Genomic DNA, 13,660 nt, shown 5'->3' on the forward strand with positions numbered 1-13,660 from the left:
ACAGCATAAATAGGCCGCGATCCGTGGGGATCGCGGCCTATTTATGCTGTTGGGGCCTTGCGCTTATTCAGCAAACTGCTTGGCCAGGGAATCGAGCATCAGCTGCGCGGAGAAGTAATCAAGGCGGAAGGTCTCCCCTGGCAAAAAGTAGACCTGCTTATTCTTATATGCCGGTGAAGTGTTGAAGGCTTGTTCCTTTTCCATTGTCGCTTGGGTTTTCTTATCGCCAGCGACGACGATCCAAGATTCGCCTGGCAGACCTTTTTGCACGTTTTCCAAGGACAGCTGGACGATGTCGCCGCGCGACTTGCCCATCGAAGTATCACCCTTTACTTGCTCAGGGATATCCGTCAGCGTGAAGCCAAGTCTTTCCAGGAGCTGCGATTGCGCAGCCTTGTGCGTCAGTGCAGCTGCGCCCGAGCCATCTCCAAAGACGGTTAGCGGCGACACCGCATGATCTGGGACCTTGATGGATTTCGCGACCTTGTCCACTTTCTGGTCGAAGTCCGCAAGAATTTGTTTGGCCTTGTCCTCCTTGCCGGTTGCCTTCGCCAGCATGGTCGTGACGTCTTGCCACGAGGCCTTCGTATAATCCACCACCATCACTGGCGCGATCTTCCGCAGCTGATCCACCTGGTCATAGGCTGAATCGCCGCCATTTTTTGAAACGATGATTAGATCCGGCTCGTAAGGCAGAACGTCTTCTGGGTTTGGTGAAGAATTCGACCACAGCTTTTCAACTCCTTTAGCTTTGGCCTGCTCCGAGTATTGATTGAAAAAGCCCTGATCATCGGACAATCCCTCGATATTGGGCTTGGTCGCGCCCGAGGCCACGACGGGCGCGTCTAGGGCGAGGAGCGAACCGGTCAGTGTCGTCGAGGTCGAGACGATGCGCTGTGGCTGTGCCTCAATCTCGAGGTTGCCGTCATCGGTTTCTACGGTGCGGGGCCACTGCCCCGTCTGCGTCGCTTGCGTCTGAGCCTCAGGTCTTTCCTGCTCACCAGCGTCTTGGCTGCTGCAGCTAACAAGCGCCACGCTGGTAGCTAATACAACCGTTAGCGCCGTAATAGCGTTGAGATGTCGTTTCAATTTTTCTCCTTGAGAAATCGGATGGACTTTGTTTAGGGGTTCGAGATCAGGAATTTGGCTTCAACCGCGGCCTGGGAATGACCATCGGCTCGTGGGTGAGTGGGTCTGGGGTGACAAGGCAGCGCACACCGTAGACATGTTCGAGCAGCTGCTCAGTGACCACCTCACGAGGCGGCCCTTGCCCCACGACGGCTCCGTCTTTCATGACCACCAGATTGGAGGCATAGCGCAGCGCAAGATTGAGATCGTGCAAGACCGCCACCACCGTTCGGCCTTCATTGCACAACTTCTGGCACAGTTCCAAGATGTCGATGTGATGTGCAAGGTCGAGAAAGCTCACCGGCTCATCGAGCAGGATGGTCTCAGTCTGCTGAGCCAACACGAGTGCAAGCCAGACGCGTTGGCGCTGGCCGCCTGAAAGAGCATCTACCTCTCTATCTGCCAAGTCGGCAACACCAGTTTGTGCCATGGCCAGATCTACAGCTTCACGGTCCGCGCTCGACCACTGGCGGAAAAGGCTTTGGTGTGGCGAGCGGCCATGCGCCACCAGTTCACGCACGGTCATCTTCTCTGGCGCCTTGGCATCCTGCGGCAGCAGCCCAAGCCTTCGCGCGAGTTGCCGGGGCGCGGTGGCATAGACTTCCCGCCCATCCAGCACGATGGAGCCTTCGTCAGGCTTGTGTAATCGGGCGATGGCACTGAGCAGCGTTGACTTGCCGCAGGCGTTTGGACCAATGATTGCGGTAAATTCCGCTGCCGGAATCTCCAGCGTCACCGATTCAGAAATCACGTTCTTGCCATAGGTAGTGCGCACTTCGCTCAGCTTTAGTTTTGTCTTCATCTTGTTTCCTTCCGCAGCAACAGACCGAAAAAGTAAAACCCGCCTACTGCAGCAGTGATGACTCCCACGGGTAGTTCGGAAGCCCAGACCTGCCCCATGACATCGGCGCCTAGGAGCAACGTTGATCCGACGGCAGCCGCCGGAACAACTGGGGTGTTACAACCGGTAAGCTGTTTCGAAATATGAGGAGCTAGTAACGCAATGAACGCGATGGGGCCCGCGGTTGTAGTCGCGATGGCGACCATGAGCGTTGCCAAGATAACCAACCAAGCGCGTTCCGTGTTAACGCGCATACCGAGTGTGCTAGCGCGTTGCTCCCCCAGTGCTAAAAGGTGCAGCTGGCGCTGCGCACACAGCAGGAGGAGCATCACCACCCCGCCAGCGGCGAGAGCAACGGTCACTTCCTTCCACTCGACTGCGGTAAGCGTTCCCGTAATAGCACGAGCCGCGCCATAGGCGGCATCGCTATCGGCCTGGAGCAGGAGCCAGCGATTTAAAGAGCCCAGCATCGCCGACAGCGCGATGCCGGCCAAAATCAGGCGCACACCGCCAAAGCCTCCTTTGCTGGACAAAGCAAAGATCACTGCCCCGGCTAGGGTTCCGCCCACCATTGCCGCGAAGGAAGAACCAAGGATGCTGCCGCCAAAGACGAGGACGCTCACCAAGATTCCCGTCTGTGCGCCCATGGAAAACCCGATGATGTCCGGGCTGCCCAAGGGGTTGCGAGTTATCGTTTGGAAAACAACACCCGACATACCCAACAGCGCTCCTACCACGATGCCCGCAAGGATGCGCGGTAGACGCCACTCCACTATCACCAAGCGAGCGCGCTTTTCCCCGCCTCCGCTAAGAACTTCCCACAAGTCCGCAAATCCATAACTAGCGGTACCAACGCGTAAAGCGACAAGGCTCAATGCCAATAGAAGTATGGAACATGCTAAACAAACGCCCCAACTGCGGAAATGGACAATGACCGAGTACTTCCCCGTTCCCACTCGCCACTGACCTTTCGGCAGACCACCTCGCTGTATTAGGTGTGACATGTCAGCTCCGAGTCTTCATTCGAGTTGCCATAAAGAACAAGAAGGGCGCTCCGACAAAGGCAGTAAGGACACCCACTGGGATCTCGGAGGGCCTGGCGATGACGCGGCCCAGGATGTCTGCAGTGAGCATCAAGCACGGTCCGAATACCAAGCACAAGGAGATGGTCCAGGCAAGGTGTGAGCCCATCAGCCATCCCGCCCACAGTGGGACCATGAGCCCCACGAAGCTGATGGGGCCAGCAATCGCAGTTGCGGCAGCACAAAGCAAGGTCAGCCCCACCAAGGCAAGGCCTCGGGTTCGCACCACATCGGTGCCCAAGGCGGCAGCGACGTCGTCGCCAAGCGCCATGTTTGAAAGCTGCGGGATCGTTGCAAAGATGATGACGAGCCCAGCGGCGAGCGGTACCGCAAACCACCACAGGTTGACGTCGTTGCGAGTTAGCGCGCCCACGTCCCAGTAGCGAAACGTTTGAAATGCATCTTCGCGCAACAACAATAGTGCCGAAACGACGCCGCCGGACGCGGCGGAAAAGGCGGCGCCAGCGAGCACCAGCCGCACGGGCGAGGCACCGCCCACTTGCGAGGCACCGCCAACGAAGTACACCAAAGTCGCAGCGCCGGCCGCGCCCACCGCAGCGAGGAGAAATTGCATGTGGGCACTATCAGCGCTACCCAAGCACGCACCCACCACGATGGCGAGCGAAGCCCCAGAGTTGACGCCCAGTAAGCCTGGGTCTGCCATCGGGTTCCTAGTAATCACCTGCATTACTGCACCTGCGACTGCAAGGGCTACTCCCACGAGCACGCCCACCACCGTCCGCTGCAGACGCAACCCATTGACGTTGTAGCTTTCACCGGAGCCATCAGGATGAAGGAGCAAGTGCCACACGTTGGCTAGCGGAATGTGGGATGAACCGATAGCTAAAGAAGCAAAACACAACAAGGCAAGAATTGCGCAGGTCAGCACTAAGACGGCAATACGCCGAACTGTGAGCACGAGGCAAACCTCCCACCGAACTAAAGTAACCCATTATTTATTTAGGTGATGCTATACTAACTCGTTATGTTATCCGAAATTAGCCTTCTTAGTGCAGCTCAGCGCATTGATTTCGATTGGGACGAAGTTAATCCCGAAAAGGTCTATGCGCGTTACCAGGTGCTTTCGCACACCGATGACCAAGCGGTTGTACTCATCGCTTCGCCTCACGACGCTTACGTTTTCTTCGACACAATCACTCACGTCCATCGCGAAGACCTCGAGCATTTCCGGCTACGGCCTTACCGCGACTGGTTCGTCGGCGCTTTCGCGCTACCGCGCGGTCTCGTAATGAGTGCCGGGCTAATTCCTGCAGGCAAGCCAATTTCAACCGAACGGGAGCAATGGATTAAACACATTGAAACTGCCACAGCACTCGACCAAGAATCCGAGAGGGTGGGAAACCTTACTTGCCTGCGCGTGCCAGCGTCTGGTGAAGTTCCGGCCGCGCCTTATCCCGTTCGCAAGCCCCAACACCACACGCTTTTCGATATTGCCGCCCCCGACGGCCACCGCTTTAGTGTGGAGGCCTGGGCTGATATCACCGGCGGCCCTTCGCTTCTGTTGCTCACAGATGGCAACAGGTACGTAAACTCCTACCCGTTCGCGCCGCAGTGCAGCACCGCATATTTCAGCACCACGAATGCGCAAGACCGCGGCACCTTGCTGTGCAACGCGGCGGTGCTTGAGCCTTTTCTCGCCGATCAGTTGCTTCCCTGGCTGCATGGTCTCGGGGTAAATATGCGACCTGCGGACACCGCCATCGCCGGCGCTTCCTTCGGCGGGCTCGCCGCCGCTCGCACCGTGCGCAGGCGTCCGGACCTGGTAGAAAATGCCATCGTGCAGTCGGCGTCCTTTTGGTTTGATCCAGAAGAACTTGCGGCTTGGCAAAAGCCGCTTGCCGGGCCACCGCGGCGAATCTTCCATGAGATTGGCACCCTAGAGACCGCATTGAGTTCCAGCACCCCCACGAAAAAGGATTCCATGGGCAGTGTCAATCAAGAGTTCGCGCGTTGCTTGCAGTCACCTCACCAGGTATCGCGCCAATTCGTCGGCGGCCACGATTATGCCCCATGGCGCGAAGGCATCATCGCGGGCATACAGCATTTGAAGTTGCGCTAAAACGGCGAAACCGCCGTCCCCCCATTCTCCCTGGTTTGCTGCACCTCTCAGGTACCGCGGAAGAAAAAGGACGGCGGTAACGCTTTGCGCGTGTTAGTCGCGCCAACCGCCACGACGGTCATCACGGTCACGGTAGCCACCACGGCCACCCCGTCCGCCACGGTCGTCACGGCGCCCACGGCCTCCGCGACGATCATCACGGTAACCACCACGGCCGCCGCGTCCGCCACGGTCATCGCCATCGCGGCGCGGCGGGCGGCCGGTGTCCTTGGCGATGTTAATCAGCTGGCCGGAGATGCGTGTGTCCTTCAGACGGTCCAGCACTGCGCGGTCAAGGTTCTTCGGCAGGTCAACCAGAGTGTGGCCCACTGCAATGGTGATGCGGCCAAAGTCCTTGGAGGACAAGCCACCCTCGTTGGCCAGAGCACCGACGATGGCGCCTGGGCGCACGTTCTGGCGCTTGCCGACGTCCAGGCGGTAGGTCTCAAAGTCACCGTCCGGGCGGCGCGGGCCACGGTCACGATCGCGGTCGCGGTCACGGAAGCCGCCACGTCCACCGCGGTCGCAGCGATCCCCACGATCAAAACGGTCGCGGTCACGGCGGTCGCGCTTCGGCGCTGGCTGCTCCTTGAGCAGGAAGTCCTTGCCGCCCTGCAGCTGGACTGCAAGCGCTGCGGCGATGTCATCCATGGCAACGTTGTTCGCTGCAGAGTACTCGCGGACCATGTCGCGGAAGAACTCGAACTGCTTCTCGCCCAGGGACTCGCCGATCTTGGCCAGGAACTTTTCCTTGCGCTTCTCGTTGACCTCGTCAGCGGAAGGCAGGTCCATTTCCTCGAGGCGGGCGTTAGTTACGCGCTCGATGGAGCGCAGCATGCGGCGCTCACGCGGGGTGACGAACAGGATCGCCTCACCGGTACGGCCTGCACGGCCGGTACGGCCAATGCGGTGCACGTAAGACTCGGTGTCGTTCGGGATGTCGTAGTTGACCACGTGGGTGATGCGCTCAACGTCCAGGCCACGAGCGGCGACGTCGGTAGCCACGAGGATGTCCAAGCGGCCATCCTTGAGCTGGTCAACGGTGCGCTCACGCTGCTGCTGGGCGATGTCGCCGTTAATTGCAGCCGCGTTATAGCCAGCGTCGCGCAAATTGTCAGCGACCTCTTCGGTCTCGTGCTTCGTACGGCAGAAGACGATGATGGCGTCGTACTCGATGACCTCGAGGATGCGGGTGAAGGCATCCATCTTCTGACGGTGTGGGGTCAAAAGGTAGCGCTGCGTGATGTTGTCATTGGTGCGGCGCTCAGACTTGACCGTTACCTCAGCAGGATCGTTGAGGTACTGCTTAGACAGGCGGCGGATGGAGTTCGGCATCGTTGCCGAGAACAGCGCGACCTGCTTTTCTTCCGGAGTGTCTTCCAGGATGCGCTCAACGTCTTCCTGGAAGCCCATGTTCAGCATCTCGTCTGCCTCGTCGAGGACCAGGAAGCGCAGCTGGGAAATATCCAGGGAGCCCTTCTCCAGGTGGTCGATGACGCGGCCTGGGGTGCCGACGATGATCTGGGCGCCACGGCGCAGACCAGAAAGCTGAATGCCGTATGCCTGACCACCGTAGATTGGCAGCACCTCGATGCGGCCCAGGTGATCAGCAAAGGACTGGAAAGAGTCCGCAACCTGCAGGGCAAGTTCACGCGTTGGGGCGAGAACCAGTGCCTGTGGGTGGCGTACTTCTGGGTCGACCTGGGATAGAACCGGCAGCGCGAAAGCTGCGGTCTTTCCGGTACCCGTCTGGGCGAGGCCCACGACGTCGCGGCCTTCCATCAGGATCGGGATGGTTTGTTCCTGGATTGGGGATGGCTGGGTAAAGCCGACCTTCGCAACGGCTTGCTGAACATCGTCAGGCAGGCCGAGAGTTGCAAACCCCTGGGAATTGTCGTTGGCTGAAGTATTTTCAGCGCCGGTGTCCTCAGGGTTATTCGCAGCCCCGGTGGTTTCAACGTCACCTTGCGAGATTTCCTGAGATTCCGACTTATTGATTTCTTCCGGCTCGTTCACGCCGCCGGTGGCGTTATCGGTAATGCTCATTGCTTGCTCCACAGTACGTTATACAAGCCCGTCCCCGCCATCGATCGAGATAAAAGCGCTTTAAAGGTGCCAACAAACACACCATCTACCCCATTACCTAGCGGTCACACTCGCCCAATTGCATAGTCAACCTTCCCCCGCATTTGCGTACAATCACGCCCATGACCATCCCCGCTCGTCTCTTTCCGCGCCACCTGCGCCACAGCACGCTGGCTGCGCTGGCAACCGCCACGTTGGCGCTCAGCCTCAGCGCCTGCGACACAGCAAAAGAAAAGACAGGCAAGGACGAGCAGACTAGCGACGCCCTGCACTACGTCGCGTTGGGAGACTCTTATGCCTCGATGGGCACCCGGCACGGCCCGCACACTGGGCCGAAATGGTGTGCACGGGCGAGCGACAACTATCCGTCACAGTTACAGCAGATGAAGGGGCTCGCGCTTGACGACGTCACGTGCCAAGGCGCCCTAACCGACCACGTCCTTGGGCCACGTGCGGACCTTCCGCCGCAGTTGGACGCCGTGGACACCACGACCGACATCATCACCTTGTCCATCGGCGGCAATGACGCCGGCTTCGGCGTGCTGACAAGCTGCGCAATGAACACCAGCGACCTGAATTGCGCCGAACTCCACGGCGGGGAGATCGACCAAGCCTTGGCAGCATTGCCTGCCAAGCTAGACGACGTCTACGCCGGCATCCACCGCAAGGCCCCACAGGCCAAGATTTTCGCGACCGCCTATATGCCACTTCTTGCACCGACGGACAACGAAGCCAATTGCCCCGCGATTGAAAAAGTCAGCGACGTCGACCGCCTTTGGCTGATGCAAAAGATTTCGCAGATCAACTTGGAAGTCGAGCAAGCAGCCCACCGCGCCGGCGCGCAGTTCGTTGTGCCACCGGGCACCGAACTGCACACCGGCTGCGCCCCCGTTGCGGAGCGCTGGGTCGACCTCGCGGGGACTGAAACTGGGGCCTACCCCATGCATCCCACCCACGAAGGGCAGTCAGCGATGGCACATGCCATCGCTGAGCACCTTTAGAACGCAGGTTTTCCTGCGACAAACGTACGCCACGTCATGGGCATACCCGGGCGATAAGCCAAGTGAATGGCGCTCGGTGCATCGAGCACATGAAGATCGGCCGCAGCACCTTCAACAATCGTGCCCTTTGCCGGGCGCCCCTGCGCATCTAGGCCTCCACCAACATCGTGCCTGCGAAGAGCTTTAGCGCCACCAAACGTCGCTGCTCGGACAGCCTCGTCTAGAGATAGACGCTGCTGCAGCACCGCCGTAGTAACGCAAAAGTTCATCGAGGAGGTATAAGACGTTCCCGGATTCAGATTAGAAGCGATAGCAACGGTGGCGCCTGCATCAAGCAGACGACGCCCCGGAGCTAGCGGCTCGCGAGTGGAAAGATCGCAGGCAGGAAGCATGGTAGCGACGGTCTCGGAGTTGGCTAAAGCCTCAATGTCGGCATCGCTCAAATAGTTAACGTGGTCGACTGAAGCGGCATCCAGCTCAACCGCGAGTTGAACACCGGGCCCCTCACCCAACTGATTACCGTGTACACGCACGCCTAAGCCACGATCCTTGCCAGCGGCAAGAACCCGCCGAGACTGCGTCTCATCAAACGCGCCTCGCTCACAGAACACGTCAATCCAATTCGCATAGTCTGCGACGCCGTCAAGCATCGGACCTACGACCTCATCCAAATAGGCATCAGCATCCGCGCCTGGCGGAACAAGGTGCGCGCCGAGAAAAGTGACGTCATCTGCGTACTTGGATGCTACTCGCGCAGCAAGCACTTCGGATTCGGTGTTGAGGCCGTACCCAGTTTTTGTCTCGACGGTCGTGGTACCGCCTCGACGGGCCGCTGCAATGCGCTCGACCAGAAGCTGCTCGAGTCGGCTTTCGCCAGCAGAGCGAGTGGCATCCATAGTGACTGCAATGCCGCCTGCTTCATAAGAGCCACCGCTCATGCGGGCCTCGAATTCGGCGGAGCGGTCTCCATCGAAAATCATATGGGTATGCGAATCGACCCAACCGGGCAAAACTGCTCGCCCACCGCAATCCACGATGTCGTCAGCGGCCGGCGCTTGAGACCGCTGCCCCACCCAGGAAACCACACCATCGGTGACGACGATGGCGGCGTCGTCAAGCGTTCCGGCTTCACTAACCGTGTGTAATTCGGAGATTCCAGTAAACAGGGTGCTCATCTAAAGCGTCCTTTCTGGGTTTGACCAACCCGTATGTGGTGCCGTCTGCTAGTCGCGAGCTCGAAATTCCATCGGAATACGTACGCCGCGCTCATCAGCTACTTCCTTCGCGCGAGTGTATCCAGAATCGACGTGGCGGATAACGCCCATGCCCGGGTCGTTGGTGAGGACCGCGCGCAGCTTGGCGGCGGCCAGCTCGGTGCCGTCTGCAACGGTAACCTGACCGGCGTGGATGGAACGGCCCATGCCCACGCCGCCGCCGTGGTGAAGGGACACCCAGGTAGCACCGGAAGACACAGCGGTCATGGCGTTAAGCAGTGGCCAGTCGGCCACGGCATCGGTGCCATCGAGCATCGCCTCGGTCTCGCGGTATGGGGAGGCCACGGAGCCGGAGTCCAAGTGGTCGCGGCCGATGACAATAGGAGCCTTGATTTTGCCCTCGCGCACCAGGTCGTTGAAGAGCAGGCCGGCCTTGTGGCGCTCGTTATAACCCAGCCAGCAAATACGTGCCGGCAGTCCCTCGAACTCGACGTACTCCTCTGCTGCGTCGAGCCAGTTGTGCAGGTGCTCGTTGTCTGGGAAGAGCTCCTTGAGTGCTTGGTCGGTGACCTTGATGTCCTCTGGATCGCCGGAGAGGGCAGCCCAGCGGAATGGGCCCAAGCCTTCACAGAAGAGTGGGCGGATATATGCCGGGACGAAGCCTGGGAATTCGAAAGCGCGCTGGTAGCCGGCCTTGCGAGCCTCGTCACGAATGGAGTTGCCATAGTCAAAGACCTCAGCGCCCTCATCCTGGAATTCAACCATCGCTTGAACCTGGGCCGCCATGGACTCACGGGCCTTCTTAGTGAAGGTGGTTGGATCCGCCTTAGCCTCGTTGTGCCAGTCTTCCACGGTGATTTCAGAAGGCAGGTAGGACAAAGGATCGTGGGCCGAGGTCTGGTCGGTGACGATATCGACGGTGAATTCGCCCGCGCGCTGGCGGCGCAGAATCTCCGGGAATACCTCAGCGGCGTTGCCTACCAGGCCTACGGATAGCGGCTTCTTGTTTTCCTTGGCGTCAAGAACCAGCTTGAGTGCTTCATCTAGGTCGGTGACAACCTCATCGAGGTAACGCTTATGCTGGCGGCGCTTTAGGCGGGTCTCGTCCACGTCTACGATGAGGCAGGCGCCACCGTTAAGGGTGACGGACAGCGGCTGTGCGCCGCCCATGCCACCGCAACCACCGGTCAGAGTGAAGGTGCCGGCCAGGGTGCCGTTGAAGCGCTTCTTCGCTACGGCCGCGAAGGTCTCAAAGGTGCCCTGCAGGATACCCTGGGTAGCGATGTAGATCCAAGAGCCGGCCGTCATTTGGCCGTACATCATGAGGCCTTCATCCTCGAGCTCGCGGAAGTGCTCCCAGTTTGCCCAGTCTCCCACGAGGTTGGAGTTGGCGATGAGCACGCGGGGGGCCCACTCGTTGGTCTTCCAGATGCCCACCGGCTTGCCGGACTGCACCAGCAAGGTCTCGTCGGACTCGAGATCCTTAAGGGACTCTACGATGGCATCGAAGGCCTCCCAGCTGCGCGCTGCACGGCCGGTGCCGCCGTAGACCACGAGGTCCTCGGGGCGCTCGGCTACCTCCGGGTCGAGGTTATTCATGAGCATGCGCAGGGGCGCTTCGGTCTGCCAGGACTTGGCGGACAGTTCGGTTCCGCGCGGTGCGCGTACTTCGCGTGGTTGAGACATGGTGAGGATTCCTTTCGCTTGTGCTTTTCGACGCCCTCCCAAGCCCCCTAGGCCGGTATCCCGGGGCTGTCCCCGAGGACTTGTTCAGCGTCACATGTCATAAAGTACTGTGACGCAGCCCTGTGTACCATGCCACAAAACCTCAGACTGTCTCGTATATGAGACACAGGTGGGACGATCGACGATGCCGTGCATGCGTCGGTTCCTCCCCTTGCTTTGCGTGGCCCTCCTTACCGCTTGATCCGCCCACGCGGGCCAGCGGGCTATGGCCGATGCGCTACGCGCTGCCCTCTAGTCCGGCGCGCGCGGCGTCGTCGGAGCCGGGCACGCGCATCTCGAATTTTTCTGTGACCACGGTGTAGTCAAAGTAACCCATGCGCGCGATGGGCTTGATCTTGAGGATGTCAAGCCTGCCTTCCTCATCGATGACAGATTCATCGATATGGATAGTCTTTACATCTGCCACCACGAGGTCGATGCTGCCCACCTTGGAATTGCCAGGCACGCGCAGCGTGGTCTTGTACTGGCACTCGAATTTCACCGGCGATTCTTTCACCATGGGAATGCGGTAATTGTCCGCATATTCCTTGGTAACGGACAGGCGATCCCACTCGCTGTCGCCATAGTCGAGCACCTGGGCGGATTTATTGACTTCCTCGCGTAGATCATAGGTGGCCATATTCCACACAAACCAGCCGGTCTCCTCCGCGTTAAGCACCGTGTCCTTGCGACGACCATCCGGGTACTGGTTGGCCGAAAACATCACCATGGGTGGATCGAAGGTGAGGTTTTGCCACTGGCTATAGGGCGCGATGTTTTCGCGGCCCTCACCATCCACGCTGGAAAGCCAGCCAATGGGGCGCGGTACCGTGCTGGCTTTAAAAGGGGAAAACGGCAAGGGGTTGGGCTCAGATTGCGGGCGCCAAGAGATGGTCGACATTTTAACCACGCAGCTTTCCAGTAGCATTCTCGACGGCTTCGACAAGCGCGCCCTCCTTGACTAGGCGCACGGTCTCCTCGATTTCCGGCGAGAGGCAGCGGTCCACACCTGGCCCCTTGACGGTTTCGCGCAGCTTGGCGATCACCGCGCCGGTTCCCTTAGCCGGGGTGCCCTCGCGCATGTCGATGGCGCGGGCGGCGGTGAGGATCTCAACGGCCAGCACGCGCTGCAGGCCATCGACGGCCTTGCGCAGCTTGCGAGCCGCGGACCAGCCCATAGACACATGGTCTTCCTGCATGGCAGAAGAAGGAATGGAATCGGCCGAAGATGGGTTGGCCAGGCGCTTCATTTCGCTCACGATGCCTGCCTGGGCATACTGGGCAATCATGTGGCCGGAGTCAACACCGGGGTCGTCGGCAAGAAAGGCGTTCAGCCCGCGGTTGCGCGCCGGGTCTAGGAAGCGGTCGGTGCGGCGCTCAGAAATGGAGGCCAGGTCCGCCGTGACAATGGCTAGGAAATCAAGCGCGTAGGCCACCGGCGCGCCGTGGAAGTTGCCGTTGGAGACCACGCGACCATCCTTGGTCACCACCGGGTTATCTACCGCGGCAGCCAGCTCGCGTTCAGCCACCTGGGCAGTGTGGGTCAACGTATCGCGGAATCCGCCAGCTACCTGCGGGGCGCAGCGCACGGAGTAGGCATCCTGCACCTGATTCTTCTTGAACTCCTCGAGGGCCGATTCCAGGATCTCAGATCCCTCGGCCACCTGGAGGATATTCGCAGCGGCATCGGCCTGGCCCGGATGTGGGCGCAACTGCTGCAGGTCATCTGCAAAGACAACGAGGGTACCCAGCAGGCCCTCCACGGTCATGGCGGTGGCAATATCGGCGGTCTTTGCGGCCGCGCGCAGGTCAGTAATGGCCAGGCAGAGCTGGCCGAGCATGCCATCGGTGCCGTTGATGAGCGCTAGGCCTTCCTTCTCGCGCAGCTGCAGCGGCTCGATGCCAGCTGCGGCCAAGGCTTCGCCCGCATCCTGCAGCTCGCCGTTTACCCGCACCTCGCCTTCTCCCAACAGGGCCAGTGCACAGTGAGCAAGCGGCGCCAAATCTCCGGAGCAGCCCAGCGAGCCATACTCGCGCACCACCGGCACAATGCCGGCATTGAGGGCCTTGGCATACGTTTCCACCACTACGGGGCGCACGCCAGTGCGGCCGGTGCACAGGGTGGACAGGCGCAGCAGCATCAGTGCGCGGATGACTTCTTCTTCTACTTCCGGGCCGGTGCCCGCAGCATGCGAACGTACCAGGGAAAGCTGCAGCTGGGCGCGCATCTCTTCCGGGATATGACGGCGGGCCAAAGCGCCGAAACCGGTGGAAATCCCGTAGACGGGGGTCGGATCCTGCGCGAGTTCTTCAATGCGCTCGCGGGTAGCGGCCACCTCTGCTAGCGCTTCGGGAGCAATCTCCACCTGCGCGCCATAACGGGCAACGGCAACGACGTCCTCGATGCTCAGCGCGCCGACATTTACGGTCACGGTAGTTGGGTAGGCGTTAGGCATGGCAAAAAC

11 protein-coding genes are annotated in these 13,660 nt (G+C 60.0%); 2 read left to right on the forward strand and 9 right to left on the reverse strand.

What is annotated here, in order from left to right; genetic code table 11:
* Window positions 1-63: 63 nt before the first annotated feature.
* Genes fepB through WM42_RS01605 form a run of 4 tightly spaced genes read right to left on the reverse strand, consistent with a single transcriptional unit; the run spans window position 64 to window position 3,970 of the window.
* Window positions 64-1,089, reverse strand: a complete 1,026-nt coding sequence (gene fepB, locus WM42_RS01590; RefSeq protein WP_062035394.1) for a Fe2+-enterobactin ABC transporter substrate-binding protein — start codon at window positions 1,087-1,089, stop codon at window positions 64-66.
* A gap of 46 nt (window positions 1,090-1,135) precedes the next feature.
* Window positions 1,136-1,930, reverse strand: a complete 795-nt coding sequence (locus WM42_RS01595) for an ABC transporter ATP-binding protein (RefSeq protein ID WP_062035396.1) — start codon at window positions 1,928-1,930, stop codon at window positions 1,136-1,138.
* Entirely contained in the window at window positions 1,927-2,973 is a 1,047-nt protein-coding gene (locus tag WM42_RS01600; protein ID WP_062035398.1) for a FecCD family ABC transporter permease, read from the reverse strand. The genes WM42_RS01595 and WM42_RS01600 overlap by 4 nt, the downstream gene beginning before the upstream one ends.
* Window position 2,974: 1 nt before the next feature.
* A complete protein-coding gene (locus tag WM42_RS01605; protein ID WP_201057396.1) occupies window positions 2,975-3,970 on the reverse strand; it encodes a FecCD family ABC transporter permease in 996 nt (331 codons plus the stop codon).
* Window positions 3,971-4,036: 66 nt separating this feature from the next.
* Between WM42_RS01605 and WM42_RS01610 the strand changes: the two genes are divergently transcribed.
* Window positions 4,037-5,131, forward strand: coding sequence for an alpha/beta hydrolase (locus WM42_RS01610; RefSeq protein WP_062035403.1), 1,095 nt, complete (start codon window positions 4,037-4,039; stop codon window positions 5,129-5,131).
* A 93-nt stretch (window positions 5,132-5,224) separates the two neighbouring features.
* Here the strand turns inward: WM42_RS01610 and WM42_RS01615 are convergent, their stop codons facing one another.
* Window positions 5,225-7,216 (reverse strand): DEAD/DEAH box helicase, encoded by a 1,992-nt coding sequence (locus tag WM42_RS01615; protein ID WP_062035405.1) that lies wholly within the window; start codon window positions 7,214-7,216, stop codon window positions 5,225-5,227.
* 161 nt (window positions 7,217-7,377) lie between these two features.
* On the opposite strand from WM42_RS01615, the gene WM42_RS01620 reads away from it, so the two are divergent.
* Complete coding sequence (locus tag WM42_RS01620) at window positions 7,378-8,256, forward strand: SGNH/GDSL hydrolase family protein (RefSeq protein ID WP_062035407.1); 879 nt, start codon at window positions 7,378-7,380, stop codon at window positions 8,254-8,256.
* Here the strand turns inward: WM42_RS01620 and hutI are convergent.
* The 4 genes from hutI to hutH form a co-directional block, all read right to left on the reverse strand.
* On the reverse strand, window positions 8,253-9,431 hold the full coding sequence (gene hutI / locus WM42_RS01625) for an imidazolonepropionase (protein WP_062035408.1): 1,179 nt from the start codon (window positions 9,429-9,431) through the stop codon (window positions 8,253-8,255). The two genes, WM42_RS01620 and hutI, sit on opposite strands and share 4 nt — an antisense overlap.
* 48 nt (window positions 9,432-9,479) lie before the next feature.
* Entirely contained in the window at window positions 9,480-11,156 is a 1,677-nt protein-coding gene (hutU, locus tag WM42_RS01630; RefSeq protein ID WP_062035409.1) for a urocanate hydratase, read from the reverse strand.
* Window positions 11,157-11,433: 277 nt separating this feature from the next.
* Window positions 11,434-12,096: a flavin reductase family protein gene (locus WM42_RS01635; protein WP_145915024.1), complete on the reverse strand. Its 663-nt coding sequence runs from the start codon at window positions 12,094-12,096 to the stop codon at window positions 11,434-11,436.
* 1 nt (window position 12,097) lies between these two features.
* Window positions 12,098-13,651, reverse strand: coding sequence for a histidine ammonia-lyase (gene hutH, locus WM42_RS01640; protein WP_062035410.1), 1,554 nt, complete (start codon window positions 13,649-13,651; stop codon window positions 12,098-12,100).
* Between the last annotated feature and the right edge of the window lie 9 nt (window positions 13,652-13,660).

Source organism: Corynebacterium simulans (assembly GCF_001586215.1).
Lineage (GTDB): Bacteria > Actinomycetota > Actinomycetes > Mycobacteriales > Mycobacteriaceae > Corynebacterium > Corynebacterium simulans.